Annotated in this window: 14 protein-coding genes; 12 read left to right on the top strand and 2 right to left on the bottom strand. The window is 74.0% G+C overall.

Annotated elements, in window-relative coordinates:
- Window positions 1-25: 25 nt before the first annotated feature.
- On the bottom strand, window positions 26-1,159 hold the full coding sequence (locus ABZY20_RS10670) for a mannose-binding protein (protein WP_356439564.1): 1,134 nt from the start codon (window positions 1,157-1,159) through the stop codon (window positions 26-28).
- Between the two features lie 452 nt (window positions 1,160-1,611).
- On the opposite strand from ABZY20_RS10670, the gene ABZY20_RS10665 reads away from it, so the two are divergent.
- The 4 genes from ABZY20_RS10665 (at window position 1,612) to ABZY20_RS10650 (ending at window position 8,577) form a co-directional block, all read left to right on the top strand.
- Window positions 1,612-2,460 (top strand): type VII secretion system-associated protein, encoded by an 849-nt coding sequence (locus ABZY20_RS10665; protein WP_356439562.1) that lies wholly within the window; start codon window positions 1,612-1,614, stop codon window positions 2,458-2,460.
- Complete coding sequence (locus tag ABZY20_RS10660; RefSeq protein WP_356439560.1) at window positions 2,457-3,896, top strand: ricin-type beta-trefoil lectin domain protein; 1,440 nt, start codon at window positions 2,457-2,459, stop codon at window positions 3,894-3,896. The genes ABZY20_RS10665 and ABZY20_RS10660 overlap by 4 nt, the downstream gene beginning before the upstream one ends.
- Window positions 3,897-4,039: 143 nt before the next feature.
- Window positions 4,040-7,357, top strand: coding sequence for a right-handed parallel beta-helix repeat-containing protein (locus ABZY20_RS10655; protein ID WP_356439558.1), 3,318 nt, complete (start codon window positions 4,040-4,042; stop codon window positions 7,355-7,357).
- Window positions 7,358-7,386: 29 nt separating this feature from the next.
- Window positions 7,387-8,577, top strand: coding sequence for a S8 family serine peptidase (locus tag ABZY20_RS10650; protein WP_356439556.1), 1,191 nt, complete (start codon window positions 7,387-7,389; stop codon window positions 8,575-8,577).
- Between the two features lie 485 nt (window positions 8,578-9,062).
- On the opposite strand, the gene eccCa is transcribed toward ABZY20_RS10650, so the two are convergent.
- Complete coding sequence (gene eccCa / locus ABZY20_RS10645; RefSeq protein ID WP_356439553.1) at window positions 9,063-13,034, bottom strand: type VII secretion protein EccCa; 3,972 nt, start codon at window positions 13,032-13,034, stop codon at window positions 9,063-9,065.
- Window positions 13,035-13,486: 452 nt separating this feature from the next.
- Here eccCa and eccD point away from each other — a divergent pair, with 452 nt between their 5' ends.
- The 8 genes from eccD (at window position 13,487) to ABZY20_RS10605 (ending at window position 23,625) form a co-directional block, all read left to right on the top strand.
- The gene (gene eccD, locus ABZY20_RS10640; protein WP_356439551.1) at window positions 13,487-14,893 is read left to right on the top strand and encodes a type VII secretion integral membrane protein EccD; all 1,407 of its coding nucleotides are present in this window, start codon (window positions 13,487-13,489) and stop codon (window positions 14,891-14,893) included.
- A 46-nt stretch (window positions 14,894-14,939) separates the two neighbouring features.
- Window positions 14,940-16,544 carry a type VII secretion protein EccB gene (eccB, locus tag ABZY20_RS10635; protein ID WP_356439549.1) on the top strand — a complete coding sequence of 535 codons (1,605 nt, stop codon included), beginning with the start codon at window positions 14,940-14,942 and terminating at the stop codon, window positions 16,542-16,544.
- Between the two features lie 424 nt (window positions 16,545-16,968).
- Window positions 16,969-17,304: a hypothetical protein gene (locus tag ABZY20_RS10630; RefSeq protein WP_356439548.1), complete on the top strand. Its 336-nt coding sequence runs from the start codon at window positions 16,969-16,971 to the stop codon at window positions 17,302-17,304.
- A gap of 97 nt (window positions 17,305-17,401) precedes the next feature.
- Window positions 17,402-17,710: a WXG100 family type VII secretion target gene (locus tag ABZY20_RS10625; protein WP_356439546.1), complete on the top strand. Its 309-nt coding sequence runs from the start codon at window positions 17,402-17,404 to the stop codon at window positions 17,708-17,710.
- A 661-nt stretch (window positions 17,711-18,371) separates the two neighbouring features.
- The gene (locus ABZY20_RS10620; RefSeq protein ID WP_356439543.1) at window positions 18,372-18,839 is read left to right on the top strand and encodes a type VII secretion system-associated protein; all 468 of its coding nucleotides are present in this window, start codon (window positions 18,372-18,374) and stop codon (window positions 18,837-18,839) included.
- Between the two features lie 130 nt (window positions 18,840-18,969).
- Window positions 18,970-22,626: an AAWKG family protein gene (locus ABZY20_RS10615; RefSeq protein WP_356439540.1), complete on the top strand. Its 3,657-nt coding sequence runs from the start codon at window positions 18,970-18,972 to the stop codon at window positions 22,624-22,626.
- A gap of 163 nt (window positions 22,627-22,789) precedes the next feature.
- Entirely contained in the window at window positions 22,790-23,245 is a 456-nt protein-coding gene (locus ABZY20_RS10610; RefSeq protein ID WP_356439538.1) for a YbaB/EbfC family nucleoid-associated protein, read from the top strand.
- A gap of 2 nt (window positions 23,246-23,247) precedes the next feature.
- A complete protein-coding gene (locus ABZY20_RS10605; RefSeq protein WP_356439536.1) occupies window positions 23,248-23,625 on the top strand; it encodes a hypothetical protein in 378 nt (125 codons plus the stop codon).
- Window positions 23,626-23,801 lie beyond the last annotated feature (176 nt).

The following is a 23,801-nucleotide window of genomic DNA, read 5'->3' as shown; positions in this document are numbered from 1 at the left end:
TGCCGTGCCTGCGGCGACCGCGTCGTCAGGTCGACCAGATCGCCCTGCCGTGCTGCACGATGACCACCTTGCCGTCGGCCCGCAGCACCAGCTGGGCGCCCTCGTTGCCATGGGTCTTGGAGGCCCAGATGGGGCGGTCGTCCCCGTTGTGGATGACGAGGTTGCCGTCCGTCTGGAAGATCGCCCGGTGGTTCTGGCCGAAGGTCATGGAGGCCCAGGTGGGCTTGCCGTGCTCGTTGTAGACCACGAGGTTGCCGTCGGTCTGCATGACCATGCGGATGCGGTTGGTGGTCCAGGCCTGGTTCACCTCCAGGACGCTGGTGGCGTAGACGGTCTCGGTGCTCCAGTTCGGCCGCGGGGACGGGGTCGGCTTGGGCTTGGGCTTGGCCGAGGGCTTCTTCTTCGCGGACGCGGTCGGCTCGGGCTCCGGGGCGGGCGCGGCAGGGCGCGGGGCGACGGGCTTCGGGGACGCGGGCTTCGCCGGCTTCTCCTTGCTCGGCGACGCACTCGGCTTCCCGGCCACGTAGTCGCCGAGCTCGGCCGGGGACGACTCGGGGTTCAGGACCGTGTCGGAGCCCTCGGCGGCCAGGCCCTTGGCGCTGTCGCGGGGTCCTTCGTCCTTGGCGCTTCCGGCCAGCAGCAGCGGTATCGCGACCAGGGCCGCGCCGAGGATCGCGGCACCCGCCAGGACCGGCTTGCGGGGCCGTGCGCTGTCCGTGCCGGTGCCAGCCGTGACGCCGGGCGGCGCGGTGGCGGCGGCAGCGACGGCGACTGCCTGGGGGGTCTCGGGGTTCTCGGTGGTCTCGGTGGTGCGGGCGGCGGCGGGCTCGCCGGTCCGGGCGGGGGGCGTGCCGGTCGCCGGGGACTCTGCGGACTCTGCGGCCCGGGCGGCGGGCGTGCCGGTTGCTGAGGGCTCTGCGGACTCAGCGGTCTGGGCAGCCGGTGCGGCCTGTGTGGCGGGTTCGGCGGGTTCGGTGGCCGGGGGCGGGCCGGACTCCGGGCTGCCGGACGGCGTCTGCACCGCCGTGCCGGCGGGCTGTCCTTGGGGGGTGGCGGACTCCTCGGAGGCGGGCTCCTCCGTCGGCCTCGTGCCGGATCCGGGTCCGAGGGCGGTGGCCGCCTCCGCCTTCGCCCCGGGGGTCTGGTTCTGGCGGGACATGCGGTGCTCCTCCTCGATGGCGGGGCTGTCGCGGCTGTCGCGTTGTCGATGACGGGATGGCGCCTGCGCGGCGGCGGGGCCGGCCGTAGGCCGGTGTGTCCGGCAGTGACCGCGGGCCGATCGAGCGCACCCGGGCCCGAACGCCCGGCCGCACGGACCGTGCGTGGACGGCGACCGATGCCGGAGCCAACTTAGCCCCTGACGGCCGTAGTTGCCGGTCCCCCCATCCCTCTGGGCCCGTCGCTATGTCCGTCCGCGCCCCCCTGCTCCCGGAAAGTTCCCGGAACGGGCAGGAAACGGGCACGCGTTGAGGCCGATACGGATCAACTCCGGGCGGATACGGACCGGGTGTGTGTGGCATTCTGTTGGCTCCCCGATCTGATCAGTGTCGGCGTGCGCGCATACCGCTCGGCAGACCACGTATTCGTACGGCCCCAAGAGTTCAGGTGGAGATGCGGCCCGGAGAACGGCAGGAGGGCAGGCGCGGCGCCCTGCCCGCGGCGCCCGGCGGTTCCGGCCCGGCCGCCGCCCCCGAGTCACCCGGCGCCGACGGCTCCGGCGGTGCCCCCGACGCCGTGCCCGAGGCCGTACGGACCGCCGCCCGCCGGGCGCCGGGCCACTGGATCGGCATGGTGGACCCGGAGTGGACCGAGCGGCGGACGCCACCGGAGTGGGCGGTGCTGGGGGAGTGGCGGTCGGACGAGAGCGGGGACGTGGGCGAGTACCGTGCCAACCCGGCCTACCGGCCCTCGCCGCGCGTGCTCGGCTGGCCCGAGGCCACCGACCCGGTGGACGCGGCGGCGCAACGGGCGGCCACCGGCTACGGCTCGGTGGACGAGGCCGTCGCGGCGCTCGCGGAGGCGGAGATCACGGTGCCGCGCGGGCCGGACGGCGGGCCGCTCACGGCCGACGGGGCGGACGGGGCGCCGGTGGTGCTGTTGTTCACCTCCGAGGCACACGCGTTCATGTCCCCGGCACTTCGGCATGACACACTTCCGGCCCGTGAGCTGGCCCGTTCGCTGAGCGGTTCGGGCACCCTGCTCATGGCCAACGCCGGGGCCGCGGCCCCCCTGCTGGTCCCGGCGGACGCTCTCCTCGCTCCCCGGAGGGCGGCGGGAGACGACACGGCAGCCGCGACGGACGCCGACGCGACGGAGCGGGAGCGGGAGCGTGGCGAGGACGAGGTTCCCTCCGGCTCCCGGGCCGCCGCCCACTCCTCCGGCTCCCGGGCCGCCCCCTCCAACGACCCGACAGACCCGTCTCCCGAACTCCGGCCCCACACCGCAGGGAGGACCCCGTGACACGTTCGGCCCAGCAAGACCCCACGCCCTCGCGGGCGCTATCCGGTACCGGCGGTGCGGAGACGCCCGAGGCCGCGGAAGCCGCTGCCGCACCGGAAGAAGCCGGCACCGGGGCGGCCCGGCAGGCCACCGAGACCGGGACGAGGACAGAGGCCGGGACCTCTCCCGAGACCCCTCCCGAGACCGACCCCCAGACCGGCCCCGAGACCGGCCCCGAGGCGGCGACGCACCCCGGCTCCGGCACGGCAGAGAAGACCACCGCCCAGGGCGCTGCGACCTCCGCCCCTCGGCCCGCCGCCGAGCCCGCCGCCGAGCCCGGCGCCGCCGCCACCGCCGACCCGGACACCGAACCCGCCTCCGCCACCAACGGGGACACCGACCCCGCCCCCGGCCAGGACACCGACCCCGCCTCCGTCGCCGCCACGAACCGGGACACCGAACCCGCCACCGCCACCAACCGGGACACCGACCCCACCCCCAACCGGGACACCGACCCCGACGCCGACCCCGGTGCCGCCGCGGCGGCCAAGAGCCGGCTGCCCGCGCTCGTGCGCACCATGACCGCCACCGCGATCGACCGGCCGCAGCAGCAGGCCGGGCCCGTGGGGCGGCCGGGCAAGGCGGTCCTGGCCGGTGCCGCCGTCGCGGGGGCGCTGCTCGTGTCCGTGCCCTTCCTGGTGCTCGGCGGGCACGCCGACAAGGACCGCGGGACGTCCTCGGCGGCGGGAACCGTGCTCGGCGGTAACGCGCAGGAGGCACCGGGCCAGTTCGCGGTGACCGAGTCCGGCTCCCCGTCACCCGGCGACCCCGAGAAGGGCGAGGACGGGAACAAGCCGAAGAAGGCGGTGCCGGAGAGCGCCGGGTCCGCCCCGGCGAAGAACAAGGCCGCGCGCGCGGACGGTGCCGAGGACACGGACAAGGACGCGGCGCGGAAGGACTCCGGCGACGACGCCGAGCCGAAGAAGAAGCAGGACGGCGGGAGCGGGACCAAGGCCGACACGGCCAAGGGCGCCCCGGGGGGCGGGGGTTCGGGAGGCTCGGGGGTGACGCTCAGTTCGCCCGTCGCCCTGCGCAGCCACCTCTCGGGCCGCTGCATCGACGTACCGTGGAGCGACTTCAGCGACGGCGCGAAGCTGTTCGTGTGGGACTGCAACGGCAGCCAGGCGCAGCAGTGGCGGTTCGCCTCCGACGGCACCATCCGCATGAAGGACAAGTGCCTGGACGTGGCCAACGCCGACTTCAGCGACGGCACCCCCATCCAGATCGCCTGGTGCAACGGCAACAACGCGCAGAAATTCGTGCTGAACGGCGCCCACGACCTGGTCAACACCGTGGTCGGCAAGTGCGTCGACATCAAGGACAACAACCGGGACAACGGCGCCTGGCTGGTGCTGTGGAGCTGCAACGGCGGCGACAACCAGAAGTGGAGCGTCTGACGGACGCCCCCGCACAGGGAGCGCCGCTCCCGCCGTCCGCCCGCCCCGAGGGCGAGGCATGATGGCACCGTCGGTTCGCCGACTCCCGCCCCCGCCGAAGGGGGCACCCGCTGAAGACGCCCTCGTGGCAAGGAGGTTGGTGCGTGTCGCGCCAGGTACTGACGGTCGGTCCGGGGGACCGGGACCGCTACCGGACGATCGGTGAGGCACTCGCGGCCGCCCGTACCGGTGCGCTGATCAGCGTCCGGCCCGGGACGTATGCCGAGAACCTGGTGATCCAGACCCGGGTCACCCTCACCGCCGCCGAGGGACGGGGCACCGTCGAGATCCGGCCGCGCTCGGGCAGCGTGCTCGCGCTGCGCGCCGACGCCGTGATGCTCTCCGAACTGACGCTGCGCGGCGGCGACGCCGAGCTGCCGGCCGTGGACGTGCGGCGCGGGCAGGCCGCGCTCGACGGCTGCGAGGTCGTCGGAGCCGCCTGGACCGCGATGCTGGCCGGGGGCACCGGTTCGCTCGCGCTGCGGGACTGCCGGGTGAGCAACCCGCAGGGCGCCGGCATCGTCGTCACCTCGACCACGCCCACCACCGTGGAGTCCTGCACCCTCGAACACCTCGGCACCAGCGGCGTGGTCCTCGCCGAGCAGGGCGAGGCCCGCCTGCGCGGCTGCACGGTGCGCGGCGCCCGCGGCAACGGCCTGCTCGCCAACGGCGAGGCGCGCGGCACCGTCGAGGACTGCGACATCTCCTCCACCGACAAGCCCTCCCTCGCCCTGGAGCAGGACAGCGCCGTGACGGTGGTCCGCACGGTCGTGCACGACACCAGCACCGGCGTGCACCTGAGCAGCGCGGGCCGTACGACGCTGGAGGACGTCCGCGTCACCGGCGCCTCCGGGAACGGGATCGCGCTGGCCGGGGGCACCGACCCGGTGCTGCGCCGCTGCCGCGTCTCGCGCACCCGCGGCCACGGCGTGCTGGTCACCGACCGGGCCCGCGGCACCTTCGAGGACTGCTGGGTGGACGGCGCGCAGGGCGCGGCCCTGCGGGTCGCCGGAGCCGCCTCCCCGGCGCTGACCGGACTGACGGTCCGCGACTGCGACGACACCGGGCTGCTCCTGGAGGAGGACTCGGCCGCGGAACTGGACCGTCTGGAGGTGATCGGCGGGTCGCCCGCGGTCGCGGTGCGCGCCGGAGCCAATCCGCTGCTGCGCCGGGCCCGGCTGGTGGAGCCCTCCGGCGACGGCGTCGCGGCCGTCAAGGACGCCCGGGGCCGGATCGAGGACTGCGAGGTCGTACGGCCCGGCGGCGTGGGGGTGCGGGTGGCCGCCGGCAGCACCCTCTACCTGGCCGGGGGCGGGGTCTCCGAGGCCGCCGCGGGCGGCCTGGTCGTGGAGGAGGGCGGCAACGTCACGGTCCGCGACTTCCGCGTCGAGGCGTCCGGTGAGGACGGCGTGGTCGTGGCGGCGGGCGGTGAGCTGACCGCCAACCGAACCGCCGTGCACGCCCCCAAGGGGCACGGCTTCCTGCTCCGCGAGGGCGCGTTCGCCTCGCTCAGCGGCTGCGAGGCGACCGGCGGCGCCCAGGACGGCTTCCGGGTGGAGACCACCGCGCCGGTCTCGCTCGTGAACTGCCTCGCCCGGGAGAACGAGGGCGGCGGCCTGGTGCAGACCGTGCCCGGCGAGCGGCTCGCCGTGGAGGGGCTGAGCAGCACCGGCAACGGCAAGCGCGACGCCTGGGGCAGCGGCAGCGCCGAGAACACCGACCCGGCCGGTTCCGGCGCCGCGGACGGGCCATCGCCGGACCGCGCCGACGGCCCGCTCGGCGCCCTCAACGCGCTGATCGGCCTGGAGAACGTCAAACAGCAGGTGCGCACCCTGGTCAACCTCACCCAGCTCGCCCAGCGCCGCGAGCAACTCGGCATGTCCGCACCGCCGATGAGCCGCCACCTGATCTTCGCCGGGCCGCCCGGCACCGGCAAGACCACCGTCGCCCGCCTCTACGGGGCGATCCTGGCCGAACTGGGTTCGCTGCGCAGCGGGCACCTCGTGGAGGTCTCCCGCGCCGACCTGGTCGCGCAGGTCGTCGGCGGCACCGCCATCAAGACCACCGAGACCTTCCAACGAGCCCTCGGCGGCGTGCTGTTCATCGACGAGGCGTACACGCTCACCGCCGACAGCGGCAACGGCGGCGCCGACTTCGGCCGCGAGGCCGTGGACACGCTGCTGAAGCTGATGGAGGACCACCGCGACGACGTGGTGGTCGTCGCGGCCGGGTACTCCCGGGAGATGGAGTCCTTCCTCGGCTCCAACCCCGGCCTGGCCTCCCGCTTCTCGCGGACCGTCGAGTTCGAGAACTACTCGGTGCCCGAACTGGTCGCGATCATGGAGAACATGTGCGCCCAGCACCAGTACGAACTGGGCGAGGGCACCGCGGAGGCACTCGCCGCGCACTTCGAGGCGATGCCCCGGGACTCCGGCTTCGGCAACGGCCGCGCCGCCCGCGGGGTGTTCGAGGAGATGGTGGACCGGCAGGCGGTCCGGCTCGCCTCCCAGGACCAGGTCGGCGAGCGCGACCTGCGGCTGCTGCTGCCGGAGGACGTCTCCGCCACCGCCGCCGCGCGGGCCGCCGAGACCGCCGCCCCCGACGACGACCCGCTGACCCGCCTCGGCGACATGGTCGGCCTCGCCGAGGTGAAGCGCGACGTCGCGGACCTGGTCAACCTCATCACCACGGCCCGCCACCGCGCCGCCGCCGGACTGCCGGTGCCCTCGCTCAGCCACCACCTGGTCTTCACCGGGCCGCCCGGCACCGGCAAGACCACCGTCGCCCGCCTCTACGGGCAGATCCTCACCCAGCTCGGCATCCTGGAGCGGGGCCAGCTCGTCGAGGCGGCCCGCGCGGACCTGGTCGGCCGCTACATCGGCCACACCGCCCAGCTCACCCGCGAGGTCTTCGAACGGGCCCGCGGCGGCGTGCTGTTCATCGACGAGGCGTACACCCTCACCCCGCGCGGCGGCGGCGCCGACTTCGGCCAGGAGGCGGTGGACACCCTGCTGAAGCTGATGGAGGACCACCGCGACGAGGTCGTCGTCATCGTCGCCGGCTACACCGACGAGATGGAACGCTTCCTCGCCTCCAACCCGGGCCTGTCCTCGCGCTTCCCGCGCCGGGTCGCCTTCGCCGACTACTCCTCCGAGGAACTGGTCACCATCGTGCGCTCCCACGCCGCGGCCATGGGCTACGAATGCGGCCCCGGCACCGGCGCGCTGCTCAAGGAGTACTTCGACGCGCTGCCCCGGGACCGGTCCTTCGGCAACGCCCGACTCGCCCGCCAGGTCGTCGAGTCGATGATCACCCGCCAGGCGGGACGGCTCAGCTCGCTGGCCGCGCCCACCCTGGACGACCTGCGCATCCTCCTGCCCGAGGACGTCGTCGCCGCCGCACCGAAGGCGGCCGGCCGGTGAGGCGGCCCACCCGGGCTGCCGTCCGCCTCGTGACCGGCGCCGGCCTCGCCGCCGCCCTGCTGCTGCCCACCGCCGCCCCCGCTCCGGCGGCCGACGGCGCCAAGGGCCAGGAACTGCCCGCCATGCCCTCGGCGTTCGACCCGGAGGCGCCCGAGGTGACCTGTACGCCGGCCTCCCGCGAGAAGGCGAAGAAGCAGGACTGGTCGCGCCAGCGCCTCGACCTGGACCGGCTGCACCGGCACACCACCGGCGCGGGCGTGACCGTCGCCCTGATCGGCACCGGTGTCGCACCCGGCGCCGCCGGACTCGACGGCCGGGTCACCGCCCGGGGCCAGGCCGGTGACGACTGCGTCGGGCACGGCACCTTCCTGGCCGGGCTCATCGCCGGGACCGGCGGGGACAGCCCGCGCCTGGCCGGGGTCGCCCCCGGCGCCGAGATCCTGGCCCTGCGCGGTACCGACCGGCGCGGCCGGGCGACCGCCGGCCTGGTCGCGGCGGCGCTGCGCGAGGCGGCCGAGGCGCGGGCCGAGGTGATCGCGGTCGCGGTGGCCCTGCCGGAGCGTGACGCCGAACTGACCCGCGCGGTCGCCGAGGCCCGCCGCGCGGGCGCGGTGGTGGTCGCCGCGGCCACCCCAGACGCGCCGCGCGGCGGCACCGACGACATCCCGTCCCGCACCTACTGGCCCGCCGCCGAACCCGGTGTCCTCTCCGTCGCCGACATGCTCCCCGGCGGCGCCCGCCCGGACGGCGCCCTGCCCACCACCGGCGTCGACCTGGCCGCACCCGGCGCCGGGGTCGTCTCCGGCGGCCCGCGCGGCGCCGGCCACTACCTCGGCGGCGGCGCCTCGGTCGCCGCCGCCTACGCGGCCGGAGCCGCCGCCGTGGCCCGCGCCGCCCACCCCGGTGAGGCGCCCGACGCCGTCGCCCGCCGCCTCACCGCCACCGCCTACCCCGCCGACATCCCCCAACTGGACCCCTACGCCGCCGTCACCGCCGTCCTCGACGACCCCGGCGCCCCGGCCGCCGCCGAACGCGCCGCCGCTCCGGTGACCGTCCGCGACACCTCCGCCGCGGACCACGCCACCGGCCGTGCGCTCCTGTTCGTCCTGACGGGCTCGGCGGGCGTCCTCGCCGTCCTCTGGGCCGCCTACGTCCTCCCCCGGGCCCGCGCCCGCGGCTGGCGCCCGGCGCAGCCGGGCGGAAGCACGGCGAACGACTGACCCGAGGCCGGGCCCACGCACCGGCCGGCCGTACCCGCTCGTGCGCACTGCCGTGAACGGGGTTGCCGACCCCCGGGCGGGCGCCCGGCGCGGCGGCGTACGGGCCTGCCGTACGGGGAGGCGCAGTCGGCGTCCGGTGGAAGGGGGCGGGAGCACGGGGGGCGACTGGACCCAGACCGGGCTCATGCGCCGGCCGTACCCGGCTGGCGCGCTGTGCCGGCCGTATCCGGCTGGCGAGAGGGGCACCTCAGACCTGCCCTGCCATCCGCCGCGACCGCGCCCCAGGGCGGGCGCCTCCCCGGGCCAGCGCCCACGGCCGGCACCCGGCGGAGACGGGTGGGGAGCGGCGTCGCGCCCAACAGGGTCAGCCTCGGCGGTCAGTGGCCGGCCCTGGCCTCCGCCGCGTACCCGCCGCAGGCCGAAGTGCGCCTCCTGCGCCACACCCAACGGCCGCGGGGAGCCACTCAAGTGGCTCCCCGCGTCGCTCAGTTCTCCTGTTCCACCAGCGCCGTCTGTATCAGCCGTGCCCGGCGGCGGGCGACGTGCAGGGCGCGGCCCGGGGGCAGGTTGAGGGGCTTGGCGTCGCCGAAGAGGCGGCCCTCGGTCGGCGGGCAGGACAGCAGGACCGCCGGGTTGTTGGCCTCGTCGAGGCGGCGGAGCAGGGCGTCGCCGAGACCCCGCCCGGCACCCATGGCGCTGCGCGCGACGACCAGGTGCAGGCCCATCTCGAAGCCGAGGGTCAGATGCTCGAAGAGCGGCTCGAAGGGGCTCTGGAAGGAGTTGCCGGAGACCATGTCGTAGTCGTCGACCAGGATGAACAGGCGCGGACCGGTCCACCAGTCGCACTGGCGCATACGGGCCGGGGCGATGTCCGCCCCCGGGACGCGGGTCTTCAGCGCGCGGGCGGCGCCGTCGATGGTCTCCTTGAGATTGTCCAGGGAGATCACGTGCCCGATGCGGTACTCCTGCGGGACCGCGTCCACCAGGGTGCGGCGGTAGTCCACCACGATGATCTTCGCCTCGTGGGGCGCGTAGCGGGCGGTGATGCCCTCGGTGACGCGGCGCAGCAGGTTGGTCTTGCCGCTCTCGGTGTCGCCGACCACGATCAGGTGCGGGGTGCGGCTGAAGTCGTGCCAGACCGGTTCCAGGGCGTCCTGGTCGATGCCGAGCGGCAGGCGCATGCCGCCGCCGTCGGTGGCCTCGGGCGCGGGGAGTTCGGCCAGCGGCAGCCGGTGCGGCAGCATCCGCACCTGCGGGGCGGCCGGGCCCGACCAGTGCCGGGAGACCTCCCCGACCAGGTGCGCCACGCCCTCGCCGAGGTCGTCGAGGGAGCCGCTGCCGTCCAGGCGGGGCAGGCCGGCGAGGAAGTGCATCCCGCTGTCGGCGGTGATGCCGCGGCCGCCGCTGCGCGGCACCGAGCGCGCCTTGCGGGTGTCGATCTCGGAGTCCATCGGGTCGCCCATCCGCAACTCCAGCCGGGTCGCGGCCTGGTCGCGGACCTGGGCGGACAACTCCACCCAGCGGGTCGTCGTGATGATCAGGTGGATGCCGTAGTTGAGGCCGCGGGCGGCGAGTTCGTTGAACTTCGGGATCAGGTCATCGTAGTCCTGGCGGACCGTGGACCAGCCGTCGACGACCAGGAACACGTCGCCGAAGGGCTCGTCCGGGAACTCCCCGGCGGCCCTGCGGCGGCGGTAGGACTGCATGGAGTCCAGGGTGTGGTCCACGAAGAACTGCTCACGGCGGGCGAGCAGCGTCATCACCTCGGCCACGGCCCGGTGCACCCGCTCCGGGTTGAGCCGCGCCGCGACCCCGCCGACGTGGGGGAGGGCGGCGAGCTGGGAGAGGCCGCCGCCGCCGAAGTCGAGGCAGTAGAACTGGATCTCGGCGGGGGTGTGGGTGAGGGCGAGTGCGGCGATCAGGGTGCGGGCGAGCGTCGACTTGCCGCTCTGCGAACCGCCCGCGACGGCGACGTGGCCGCCCGCCCCGGCCAGGTCCACGACCAGCGGGTCGCGGCGCTGCTCGAAGGGCTTGTCCACCAGTCCCACCGGGACCCGCAGCCGGCCGGTCCCGGACCAGCCCGTGGCCGTCAGGCCGCGCTCGGGGTCGGGGGCGATGCCCCGCAGCAGGGCGTCCAGAGGCGAGGGCTCGTCCAGCGGCGGCAGCCACACCTGGTGCGCGGGCGGCCCCGAGTCGCGCAGCCGGTCGAGGGCCACGTCGAGGAGGGTCTCCTCGTCACCGCTCTCCTCGGCCTCCGGCTCCGGCTCGGCGGACGCGTCCAGTGTGCGCGGCACCACCCAGCCGCTGGTCCACGGCACCACCTGGCTGGCCACCCGGGCCTGCACCACCGCGCCGGTGCGCCGCCGGTACGTCCCGGAGGAGTAGGCGGCGCGGAACCGGGTCAGGGCCTCCACCCCGGACTTCAGATAGCCGCTGCCGGGCTGGGCCGGCAACTGGTACGCGTCCGGCACACCGAGCACACCGCGGCTCTCCATGGCGGAGAAGGTCCGCAGGCCGATGCGGTACGACAGGTGGCTCTCCAGCTGGTGCATGCGGCCCTCGTCCAGGCGCTGCGAGGCGAGCAGCAGATGCACCCCCAGCGACCGGCCGAGACGGCCGATCATCACGAACAGCTCCATGAACTCGCGGTGCGCGGACAGCAGTTCGCTGAACTCGTCGACCACGACGAACAGGCTGGGCAGCGGCGCCAGGTCCGCCCCGGCCGCGCGGGCCCGCTCGTACTCCAGGGCGGAGGTGTAGTTGCCGGCGGCGCGCAGCAGCTCCTGGCGGCGGATCAGCTCGCCGTGCAGGGCGTCCTGCATGCGCTCCACCAGCGCGACCTCGTCGGCCAGGTTGGTGATGACGGCGGAGGTGTGCGGGAGTTCCTCCAGGCCGAGGAAGGTGGCGCCGCCCTTGAAGTCGACCAGCACGAAGTTGAGGGTCTCGGAGGAGTTCGTCAGGGCCAGGCCCAGGACCAGGGTGCGCAGCAGCTCGCTCTTGCCGGAGCCGGTGGCGCCGATGAGCATGCCGTGCGGTCCCATGCCGCCCTGCGCGGACTCCTTGATGTCGAGCTCCACCGGCCGGCCGTCCACGCCGACCGCGATCGGCACCCGCAGCCGTGCGGAGCCGGTGTGCCGCTCGAACAGGGTGCGCGGGTCGTGCCGGTGCAGGTCGGGGATGCCGAGCAGGGTGGTCAGCTCGACGTCGGTGTCCAGCGGCTGCGCGATGTCGGTGCCCAGGCTGATGCGGCGGGAGGCCAGCAGCCGGGCCAGGGACTCCGCGCCGAGCGGGCCCAGCCGGTCCGGCCGGCCGAGCGCCACCGAGCGCTCCTTGCGGCTGCGGTCGGTGCGCACCAGGCTCACCCGGTCCGGCCCCACGGTCAGCCGCAGGGTGTTGCGGCCGGGCCGCCAGCGCAGCGCCCCGGACACGTCGAGCGCCAGCGCGTTGCGGTAGCCGTGCCCCTCCCAGCGATGGCCCTCGGGCACGGTGACACCGTCCAGGACGACGATCGTGTACGGCTCGTCACGCCCGGGGCGGGCGTCCGGGTCGAAACCGGGACGCTCGGCGAACTCGGCGCCCAGCAGGTCGTCCAGCTCGGTGAGGTCGCCGGTGATGCGGCGGACCTGGCCGGCACCGTCCTCCTCGTGCGGGTGCAGGGCGTGCGGCAGCCACTTCACCCACTCCCAGTCGGGGCGCCGCTCGTCGCTCACGCACAGGGCGATCCACAGCTCCTCCGGGGCGTGGAACACCGCGAGCTGGCCGATCATCGCCCGCACCAGGGCCCGTGCCGCCTCGGTGTCCGGCGCGCCGCCCGCCGCCGAGGACTCCTCACCGGGCGTCTCCTCGCCCCGCAGCAGCACCCGGGCCGAGGAGCGCAGGTACAGGCCGAGGGGCTGCTCGGGGATGGTCGAGTACGCCCGGATGAAGCGGCGCAGGGCGTGCGCGCACAGCGGTTCCAGGTCCTCCACCGGCCGCGTGGACACCGGCTCCAGCGTGAGGGCGAGCTGCTGCTCGCCGACCGCGAGCCGGACCTCGCCGAAGTCCTCGTCGGCCGGGCGGCGCTCCCACAGCCGTGAGGTGCGCGCCAGCGAGCGCAGCGAGGCGGGCTCCGGGTGGCGCCAGGCCAGCGCCCGCTGCTGCTCGGCGATGGTCGCCCGGACCCGCTTGCGGGTCTGCGCCAAGTACCTCAGGTAGTCCCGGCGTTCGCCCTTGAGGCGCTGCTTGCGCTCGCTGGAGCGGCGCATCAGCTGACCCAGCAGCATGGCACCGGCGGAGAGCGCCATCACGCCCATCGCCAGGTACATGAAGACGCCGTTCCCGCCGCCCGGGCGCAGGAACATCAGCATCATCGACACCGACATCAGCGCCATCGGCAGATAGGTCCACACGGCCGAGGTGTCCGGCACCGTCTCGGCGAGGACCGGCGGCTCCTGGAGGGTCAATTGCCCCTCGGGCATCTCCGGTCCGCGCCTGCGGGCCGGCCGGCGAAAGAGCACCACACTCAAGGAACGAAACCTCCGGTTTCACTGACTTTCCGGCCCGCGCCGAATACCGGCACACCCGGGGGAGCGGGAAACACCGGACCGCGCCGAATCTCCGGGCCCCCCGTGACACGGTGAACGGCGGATGAATGTTTCCGGCGGATTGCGGGGGACGGCCGACTCCCGGGACGGTCGACTCCGAACCGGACGAGGAGTCCGGACCGCAGCACGATCCGCCGGGCGCAGGCAGTAGTCTGCATTCACGGAACACGCCCTGTCCACGCGGGAGGTGGCAGCGCGGGGAGGCAATTCCCGTTTTCGGCCCCCCTGTTCACGGCCGCGCCCGGCTTTCCGTACCCTTCGCACGTTCGCCTTGCCGGGGACAATCCTCCGGTCGAAGCCCCCCACGGAAGACGAGAGTTCAGCTGATGACCGACAGTGCGGTGGCCGAACTGTGCCGCCTGACCGTACGTGCGCCGAGCGTCTCCGTCGATCTGGCCGTGCCCGCCGACGTGCCGGTCGCCGACCTCCTGCCCACCCTCCTGCGCTACGTCGGCGAGGAGGCCGAGGAAGCCGGCCTCGACCACGCCGGCTGGGTGCTCCAGCGGCTCGGTGACGCCCCCCTCGACGAGGAGACCACCCTCGGCCGCGCGGGGCTCGCCGACGGCGCCGTGCTCTACCTGCGCCCGCACACCGAGGCGCTGCCCGAGGCCCGGCTCGACGACCTGGTGGACGGCATAGCCGACACCGCCGGCCGGCGGCTGCACGACTGGCACCCCGGGGCCGCCCGCGGGTTCCTCGTGGGCACGGTGGTGGCGACCGTGGTGGCCGCCCTCGTCCTGGTGCTGTCGCCCGGGGTGGGCGGCTCCGGCTCCCTGCGGGCGGTCTGCGCTGCCGTGATCGGGCTGCTGCTGCTCGCGGGCGCGGGCTCGGCCAGCCGCGCCGTCGGCGACCGGCTGTCCGCCACCGCGCTCGGCCTGCTCGTCGCGCCCTGCCTGGCCCTGGCCGGCTGGCTGCTGCCCGGCGGCGACCTGACCGGCCCGGACACCGCCCGGGTGGTGGGCGCGCGGCTGCTCGCGGCGGGCGCCGCGGGCGCGGGCGGCGCGGTGCTCGCGCTCGCCGCCACCGCGGTCGGCGCACCGGCCCTGCTGGCCACCGCGGTGGTCGCCGTGGCCACCGCCGTCGCCGGGGCCCTGATCGGCTACTCCGGCCTGGACGCGCCCGCCGCCGTGGCGCTGGTGTCGGCCGTGGCCGCCCTGGCCGCCGGGGCCGTGGCACCGTTCGCCTTCAAGCTGGCCGGGATGCGGATGCCCGCGCTGCCGTCCTCCGCAGGCCAGCTCCAGGAGGGCATCGAACCCTACGCCGGCAGCGAGGTCGCCGAGCGCACCGAACTGGCCGGGCGCTGGGTCACCGCGCTCTTCGCCGCCACCGGCGTCATCGCCGCGGCCGCCCTGGTGGTCCTCGCCGAGCACCCGAACCTGCCCGAGGTGCTGACCGCGCTCACCCTCAGCGTGCTGCTGCTCCTGCACTCCCGCGGCCTGGTGCACATCGGGCAGCGGCTGACCCTGACGGTGCCCGGCGTCTGGGGGCTGCTGCTGCTCGCCCGCGCCTGGGCGGTGGACAGCGACGGCGACGGCCGTCTGGTGGTCCTCGCGGTGCTGCTCGCCGCCGCGGCCGCGCTCGTGGTCGCCGCCTGGACGGTGCCCGGCCGCCGGATGCTGCCGTACTGGGGCCGGGCCGCGGAACTGGCCCACACCGGCCTCGCGGTGGCGCTGCTGCCGCTCAGCCTGTGGGTGGCGGGGCTCTTCGGCTGGCTGCGCGGCCTGTTCGGCTGACCGGCCTTCGAACGCCACCACGTCGACGAGGAGTTGAGGAGAGGCCGTGCAGTCCAAGCGCGACCAGGTACACGCCCACACGTTCATGATGGGCAGGCTCAGCTCGGGCCTGCTCATGGCCGACCCGGACGCCCCGGAGAGCCCGCTGGGCCGCACCACCCGAGGCGTGGTCTTCGGCCTCCTGGCCACCGTCCTGATCGGCGCCGGAGCCGTCGTCTACGGACTGCTGCGGCCCGGCGGCAACGACGGCTGGCGCGACGGCGAGCACCTGGTCGTCAACCGCGACACCGGCGCCCGGTACCTGTGGACCGGCAGCGACGGCGTCCTGCACCCGGTGCGCAACTACGCCTCGGCCCGGCTGATCGGCGGCGCGGACCTGCCGACCGCGGACGTGCGCACCCCTTCGCTGCGGGACGTGCCGGTGGGCGCCCCGGTCGGCATCCCCGGCGCCCCGGACACCGTGCCCGAGCCGGGTCGGCTCGACGACGGCCCCTGGCACCTGTGCGTGACCGGACCGGACGGGGCGCTGCCCGACACCTCCGGCGCCGTGGCCGACACCGGCGTGAACGAGCCCGGCGCCACCACCCTGGTCGCCGGGGCGCCCGTGGACTCCCGTGCCGTCGGCGCCGACCGCGGGGTGCTGGTGCGCGGCCCGGACGACACCGAGTACCTGGTGTGGCGGGGGAGCAGGCTGCCCCTGGACCGCGCCTCCGACGCCCGCACCGCCCTCGGCTACGGCGCCGAACGCCCGATGCCCGTCTCCGCGGCCTTCCTCGACGCCCTCGCCCCCGGCCCGGCGCTGAAGCCCCCCGCGGTCCCGGGACGCGGCGGGAAGGGCCCGGACCTCGGCGGCGAGGCCACCCGGATCGGCCAGCTGTTCGAGGTCAGCGTGCCCGGCGGCGGCAGCACCTACCACCTGCTGCGCGAGGACGGCCTGGTGCCGCTGACCCGGCTCGGCGCCGCCCTGGTGCTGGGCGACCCGGCCACCCAGAAGGACGCCTACCAGGGGCGCTCGCCCGAGGCGCGCACGGTCGGCGCGGACGCGCTGCGCGAGCACCGGGCGAAGGACGCGGGCACGGCCGGCTCGGCGGAACTGCCGGACGCCCCGCCCGCCCCGCAGTCCGCGCCGCGCGGCAGCGCGCTGTGCGCCCAGGTGGACGGCGGCGACGGCGGCGCCCGGATCAGGTCGGTACTGGTCCCGCTGGCCGGGCTCGCCCCCGTCGCCGTGCCGGACGGCACCGCCGAGCCGCTGGAGCCGGCCTGCGCGCCGACGGACGCCACCGTGGTGCGGCCCGGAAGCGGCGCCCTGGTCAGGGCCCTGCACGCGAGCGGCGCCGCGCACGCGGGCACCACCTACCTGGTGGCGGAGAACGGCGTGAAGTACCGCGTGGCCGACAAGGATGCGCTGCAGGCGCTCGGCTACGGCGCCTCCGACATCGGCTCGGTCCCGGCGCCCCTGCTCGCCGCGCTCCCCACCGGGGCGGACCTGGACCCGGCCGCCGCCTCGGGCGCCGCCCGGGCGAAGGTCACGGCACCCGCGTGCGGGGCCGCCGGCGGCACCGGGCGATCCACGGCGAAGAACGACGAGCCGGACAAGAGCGGCAAGGCGGAAGCGGCGGGCACCGCGCGCAGAACCGACACCGCACGCTGATCGCGGCAAGGAACACGAAAGGCACCGAAGGAAAGGAAAACACCGGCCGGGCGCGGGAAGACTTCGAGCCGAATGAAAGCTCAGGAAAAGCTCAAGTAATCCGGCCGGCGGGACGCGCGGAAATACCGTGGGTGTGCGCGGATCCGAAACGGTCGTCCCCGATGACCGTTCGGGTCCCCGGCGTGCCCGTTTCCCGCCCGAATTGCACGCCGCCGCCGGATGTCCCAGGTCTTCCCGCCCGATCGGCGGGCCAACCTGTTCACCGCGGCGCAACCTGACCACAACTCCGTTGCCGTAGAACCGAATTCCGTCCGGCTGACCTATGCTCAGAAACCAGCCGATCGCGTTGCGCGGAACTCCGGGTTCTCTTTAGCCTCAACGTGCAACGGTGCGACGAGACCTGCCTGAACGAAGGGAACAAGACATGGCTGACGGTGCCGCGAGGAAAGCGGACTATGCCAAGGGCTTGGGGGGCGTCTCCTCCCTGGAGTCGGCCCGGGACCAGGTCGAGCGGATCCAGAACAACGTCGCCGAGATCGCCGCGCGTTCGGGCGTCGGCGGCGACGAGGGCCAGGCCCTGCTGAAGCTCTTCCGCAGCTGGAACGCCGAGGCGCAGAAGGTCGTCATCCAGATCAGCAAGATGGTCGACGCGCTCCAGGAGAACGTGACCTCCGCCAACCGCCTGGCGAAGGAGAACCAGGATCTCACCGAGATCCTCAACAGCAAGACCAGCCAGGGCGTCTTCGAAGCGCTGCGCTGACCCACCCCCCACCCGCGCGGCACCGGCCCCCTTGCGGTGAGGCCGTACCCCGTGAGCCCGCCGGGCCTTCGCGCCCGGCCCCCCGAGAGGAGACGTCATGGCCGACGGCATCATCGACGTGCAGTACGCCCAGGTCCGGCACGCGGTCGAGGAGCTGATGGACCAGACCCAGGCGATCATCAAGACCCTCAACAACCTGGAGGACGAGCTGAAGCCGCTCGTCATGTCCTGGGAGGGCGCGGACCAGCAGACGTACCGCGAGGTCCAGGCCGAGTGGGACCAGGCCACCAAGAACATGGCCCAGCTGCTCGGCGACAACGGGGAGCTGGTCCAGATGATCCACGACAACCACTCCCGGGACGAGCGCCGCAGCGCGGACAACTGGGGCGGTGTGCGGGCCCGTTAGGGCTACCGGGTCGGCCACGGGACCCGGAACGGCCGGGGCCGCGGGATCCGTCCGGGTCCCGCGCCCGCCGCGCTCGCTCCGGGCTCCGCCCGGCTCGCCGGGAGCGGCCGGGTCCCGCGTTCGCCGGGGGCGGCCGGGGCTTGCGTCCGCCGGGGTGCCGGTTCCGCCGGCTTCCGCGTCCGCCGGGCTTCCTGGTCCCGCCGGCTTCCGCGTCCGCCGGGCTTCCCGGTCCCGCCGGGTTGCGCGTTCGCCGGGGTGCCGGTTCCGCCGGCTCGGCGGGATCCTCCGGGCCTGCGGTTCCGTCGGATTCCCGGCCCGCCGCGGTGGTGATCCCGCTGCTCCCGTCCGTGCAGCCCTTTCGCCGGTCCGGGGCGCTGCCCCCGGGTCGGCTCCGGGTCCCGGTCCCGCCCCGGCGTCTGCCCGGCCCCGGCCTCTGCCCGGCCCCGGTGCCTGACCGGCGCCGCGCAGCCGGGAGACGCCGGGCCGCCCGTACGAACACCGCCGTGCGGGCGGCCCGGCGGCCCCACGGCCCGCCCGAAGCCCCCGGAAACCCGGCGGCGTCGCGGGGGTTCGCCGGACCCAGCCCTCGCCCCGCCCCGGCGCCGCCGACCGCCGCCACCCCCCCCGCCCCCTTCGGCACCGAACGGCAGGAGAGCGTCCCATGGCCGATGAGAAGGCCGACGTCAAGCACTTCGACCTCAAGCAGATGGAGAACTTCCGGGACTACGAGGTGCAGCCGGTGTACACCGCCGCGAAGAAGCACCGCGAAGAGGGCGAGAAGAACATCCGCCCGCTCGGACAGCTCATCGACGGGCACACCACCCCGGACAACCTGGACCAGAAGCAGCAACTCCTGCGCATCGGCAAGATGGTCACCGATCCGCTGGTCTCGGGACCGACACTGATCGAGGACATCCGGGGCGCCGCCGAGGCCATCGACAAGCTGCTCGGTGACCAGATGGAACTGTTCAAGGAGTTGAAGGAGGCCCTCTCCGACACGATCGAAGAGGCCAACAAGACCAAGGACAAGAACCTGGACGCCATCGACGCGCAGACGCTGCTCCAGACCTTCGAGGACGTCGACGGCCTCACGTCCGGCACGTCCGGCACGACGGACGAGGACGACTGAACCCGCGCCGCGCGGACCGGAGCCGGCCACGGCCGTCCGGCTGACCTCCTCACGACAGACGTCCGGCTGCGAACCCGTGTGACCGAGCGGCGCGCCGGCACGGACGAAGACCGACCAGAAAGGGTGCCCGGTGCCCGAGCGGTACGACCCCGAGTCAGAGCAGCACATCGACGACATGGACGAACGGACCGACGCGTCGTCCGACACCTGGGCCACTCTGGTCACCCACATCACCGGCTACCCCGTGCCGGACCGCAACACCGTCTTCGACACGCTCCGCTCCGACCACGGCGGCAAGCTGTTCCGGATGGACATCAAGGAGCGCAGTCTCGGCCTGCTCGTCAAGGACTCCGGGTTCCTGACGAACAAGGGCGAGGACTACGACATCTGGTTCTTCAACGGAGACAAGAAGCGCTCGATCATGCAGGCGCGGATCGTCTTCGAGGGCCGCGTCAAGGTCGACGACGAGGTCGTGTTCGCCGCACCGGGCTCCGACAACGTCGAAGACGCCCAGGTCCGTGAGGGCAACGAGTTCACGGACTACAACAAGGACAAGATGAGCACGATCCCGCTCGCCCGGTACATGAACGGGCCGCGGACGGCGCTCCTGAAGCTTCTGGAGGGGGACACCCAGAGCGCCCGGTTCAGCGAACTGGGCGTGTCCAGCGGCGACGCGGTGGTCCTGGACTCCTTCAACCGCACCGGCGAGTCCTTCGACTTCGCGGCCAAGTTCTTCAAGGACCAGGCACCGAAACTGAAGGACTGGGAGGACCGGTTCGGCCGGGACGACGCGAGCTGGAAGGGCGAGGCGGCGGACGTCTTCCGCAGCCTGCTCAAGAAGATCCGCGAGAACTACGACAGTTACGTCGAGACCTTCAACAAGTCCGTCGCCGGCGACGACACCGGCACCGGCGACACGGTGTACTCCCGCGCCCTGTCCCTGGGCCGGAAGTACCTGGAGGACGCGGCCAGGGAACTGCTGAAGGCGTGGCTGGACTGGGCCAAGTCCCCCTACTACGACCCGCACCAGGTGTTGCGCTACGTCCTGGACGATCTCGCCAGGTGGGCGGACTCGGACAACGTCGCCAGGACGGAGATCAAGTCGTACACCACCCGCTACGGCACCTCCGTCTACCACAGTCCGCAGGCGGGCTTCACGCACGTGCACCCCGATTACGGCGACCTCACCGACATCGCGAACTGGGCGAAGGTCGGCGACGAGGCCGTGAAGATCTGGTATCGGGGGATCGACAAGCACCTGGGTGAACCGGCGGCCAAGGTGCAGTCCGCGCTGAACAACCACTTCCTCGACCTGGGCAAGGAGTTCTCGGGGAACATCCCCGAGCCGAAGTCCACCGCAACGGCCTCCGAAGAGTACGAGAAGCGGAAGCTGGAGGAGGAGAAGGACGAGATCAACCGGCAGAACGAGGAGAACAGGCGCTACCAGGACGAGCTGCGGGAGGAGCAGCGCCGGCAGCGGGACGAGGACAAGAAGTACCAGGACGAGCTGCGGGAGGAGCAGAACCGGCAGCGCGAGGAGGACAAGAAGTACCAGGACGAGCTGCGGGAGGAGCAGAACCGGCAGCGGGAGGAGGACAAGAAGTACCAGGACGAGCTGCGGGAGGAGCAGAACCGGCAGCGCGAGGAGGACAAGAAGTACCAGGAGGAGCTGCGCAAGGAGGCCGAGCGTGAGGCCGAGGAGCAGCGGGCGAGCCTGGAGGACAGCCTGGGCGGCCTCAACGACCCCAACGCGGTCAACGAGCAGAACCTGGACGGCCTCGACGACCTGCTGAACCAGAACACGTCCGCGTTCCTCACCGAGAGCCCCGGCAATCTCGACGACCTGAACACGCAGGGCGGCTCCGGCGAGCAGGGGCCCCTGGGTCCGCTTCCGACCGTCCAGAACCTGGGCAGCCTGGGCGGCCTGAACGACGGCCGGGGCGGCACGGACAACTCCGTCAACGACGCGATCTCCCAGAACCTGGGCAGCCTCGGCGGCCTCAACAACGGCACCGGCGGCTCCCTCAGGACCCCGACCGGCGGCAGCACCCGCCTCGACGACGGCAAGCTCACCACCGCCTTCCCGGACGGCAGCAGCACCAGCTTCGACCCGGACAGCGGAGTGCTCACCACGACCCACCCGGACGGCTCGGTCACCACGCAGGATCTGGGCGACGGCCTGAAGGTGACGAACCCGGACGGTTCGGTGACGTCCCTGGGCGACGACGGCAAGCTGACCACGACGTTCCCGGACGGCACCGTCCAGACCGTGGACCCCACCACCGGCCAGACCGCCACCACCGACCCCGACGGCACCACCACGACGACCGACCTGGGCAGCCTCGACGGCCTCAACGCCGGCCTGGGCAACGGCCTCGGCGGCGGCGACGGCGTGCTCGACACCCCGACCGGCGGCAGCACCCAGCTCACCAGCGGCGGGGACGTGACCACCGACTTCCCGGGCGGCGGCAGCAGCACCTTCGACCCGGACAAGGGGGTGCTCACGACGACCCACCCGGACGGCTCGGTCACCACGCAGGATCTGGGTGACGGCCTGAAGGTGACGAACCCGGACGGTTCGGTGACGTCCCTGGGCGACGACGGCAAGCTGACCACGACGTTCCCGGACGGCACCGTCCAGACCGTGGACCCCACCACCGGCCAGACCGCCACCACCGACCCCGACGGCAGGACCGTCACCGAGAACCTCGGCACCCTGGGCGGCCTCAACGGCGGCGACTCGCTGGGCAGTCTGGACGACCTGGGCGACCTGAACTCCGACCTGACGACCGAGTCGATCGGCGACCTGGGCGGCCTCGGCAACCTCAACAGCGGCCCGGGCGACGGCCTGGAGACCCCGACGGGTGGCAGCACCGCCTACGACGACGGCGATTTCACCACCACCTTCGCGGACGGCAGCACGGCCACGTTCGACCCCGACAACGGGATGCTCACCACCACGCGCCCGGACGGCACCACCACGGTCACCGACCTCACCCACGGGGCGAACGTCACCAACCCGGACGGCTCCCGGACGGCACTCGACAACGGCCGTCTGACCACCACCTTCCCCGACGGCAGCACCCAGGTCATCGACCCCGACACCGGCATCGCCACGATCACCGACCCCCAGGGCAACACCGAGCAGGTCGACCTGCGCGAGCTCGACTCCCAGGGCGGAAAGGACGTCTCGGACCTGCTCGACGGCCTGGACCTCACCGGCGGCGATGGCACGACGAGCCGCGACGTGCCGATGTCCGAACTCGGCATCGGCGGCGGTGGCGGCACGAGCGCCGGGGGCCTCGGCGGCGGCCTGGCGGGGACCGGCTCCCTCTCCCCGGACGTCACCGCCACGACCGGCGTCGCGCCCCTCTCCGACGCCGCCGCGGACCAGCTCGGCACCCCGCTCCAGTCCACCGCCGCGGCCGGCGCCCCCGGCGCTCCCGGCATGCCCGGCACCCCCGGCATGCCCATGGGAGGCATGGGCGGCATGGGCGCCGGAGCAGGCGGCGAGAAGGGCAACGGGGAGCGGGTGCGCGCCGTCCTCGTCGACGCGGTGGAGGAGAGCGAACGCCGCAACCGCCGCCGCCGCAACCCGTGGCACCGGCAGGAGGACAACGACACCTTCCTCGCACCCGCCCCCCGGGTGTCGACCACCGGCGGCGACTCCCCGGAGCGGGAGGAGGAGCCGGACCGCAGGTCCACCAGCTCCGCCGGCTACCTGGAGGAGGACGAGGACGTGTGGGGCACCGAGGAGGGCGGCAGCCCGGCCGTCATCGGCCGGTGAGCACGGCGGCGGCCGCCGCCCGCCGCCCCCGCGAGACGGCGGCGGACCGGCCCCGGCTTCCCCGGCCGGGCACGCACCAGGCAAGATCAGCACAGCAGTTGACGCCGCGGGTGCCGGGGCCGCAGGCACAGACGAAGGTCCGACACGGAAGGGCGGAGCGGGAGTGACGGAGCCGCTGGAGAAGCGTCTGGAGAAGGCGATGGCCGAACTCCGGTCCGCGCAGGAGGCGGTCGCGCGCACCGAACGCGAGCTGCGCCAGGCGTCGTTCGCGGTGCTGTCCTCCGACCGCGCGGTCCGCGCCACCGTGGGACCCCAGGGCGAGCTGACCGGGATCGAGTTCCTGGACCACAAGTACCGCTCCATGTCGCCCCAGGAACTGGCCGCCAGCGTCCTGGAGGCAGCGAGCGCGGCCCGGGTGAAGATGAACCGGCACGTGATGAAGGCGATGGCGCCCTTCACGGAGCCCAGCAGCGGTGTACCGGAGCTGAAGGGCTTCGAGCTGGACTGGGAACGCATCTTCGGCCCCGAGGTCCTGCGCGACGACGACGAGGACAAGACGCGCGGCGACCAGGCCACCCCGGCCTGGCGGGACGCGCTCGGCGAGGACGGGGAGGACTGACGATGGGACAGCGGTACTACGTCGACCCGCACCGCATCGAGGCCCTGGCGGGGCAGTTGGAGGAGATCGGCAACCTGGCCCGGAGCATGACCGAGGAGTTCCTCGACGAACTGGCCCCCACGGTCGGCTGGCCCGGCACGGAGGGCGAGTTCGCCGAGAAGGCCAGGCCGCAGGAGCAGAAGGAGCGGCAGACCACCAAGGAGACCATGATGTCGTTCCGCGACGCCCTGGTGGAGATCACCGACGCGACGGTCGGGCAGGTCCGGATGATGAAGACCACCCGCGACCGCAACCTCGAGGAGATCGAGCGGAACAACAACCTCCTCGACACCCACGGCCTGAACGGCGACGGCGGCCCGGGCGGGCATGGCCGCCGCTGACCTCCGCACCGCCGGCCGCTCCCGTGCCCTGCCGGGAGCGGCCGCCCCGGCCTGCCCGAACGGCCCCCGGAACGGCCTGCGGCCCGGCCACCAGGACGGCCTGCGGCCCGGACATCAGGGCGGCGTCCGGAACGGCCTGCGGCATGGTTGCGAGGGCGGCCCGGGGCTCGGCCACC

It is taken from the genome of Streptomyces sp. NPDC006624 (genome assembly GCF_040611555.1).
Classification (GTDB): domain Bacteria; phylum Actinomycetota; class Actinomycetes; order Streptomycetales; family Streptomycetaceae; genus Streptomyces.
This window is presented reverse-complemented; position numbering and strand designations above follow the sequence as displayed.

Bases quoted from the DNA above. Each gene is read 5' to 3' on its own strand.
- ABZY20_RS10670 (WP_356439564.1), bottom strand. From the start codon at position 1,159: ATGTCCCGCCAGAACCAGACCCCCGGGGCGAAGGCGGAGGCGGCCACC.
- ABZY20_RS10665 (WP_356439562.1), top strand. From the start codon at position 1,612: ATGCGGCCCGGAGAACGGCAGGAGGGCAGGCGCGGCGCCCTGCCCGCG.
- eccCa (WP_356439553.1), bottom strand. From the start codon at position 13,034: ATGCCCGAGGGGCAATTGACCCTCCAGGAGCCGCCGGTCCTCGCCGAG.
- eccD (WP_356439551.1), top strand. From the start codon at position 13,487: ATGACCGACAGTGCGGTGGCCGAACTGTGCCGCCTGACCGTACGTGCG.
- ABZY20_RS10630 (WP_356439548.1), top strand. From the start codon at position 16,969: ATGGCTGACGGTGCCGCGAGGAAAGCGGACTATGCCAAGGGCTTGGGG.
- ABZY20_RS10625 (WP_356439546.1), top strand. From the start codon at position 17,402: ATGGCCGACGGCATCATCGACGTGCAGTACGCCCAGGTCCGGCACGCG.
- ABZY20_RS10620 (WP_356439543.1), top strand. From the start codon at position 18,372: ATGGCCGATGAGAAGGCCGACGTCAAGCACTTCGACCTCAAGCAGATG.
- ABZY20_RS10605 (WP_356439536.1), top strand. From the start codon at position 23,248: ATGGGACAGCGGTACTACGTCGACCCGCACCGCATCGAGGCCCTGGCG.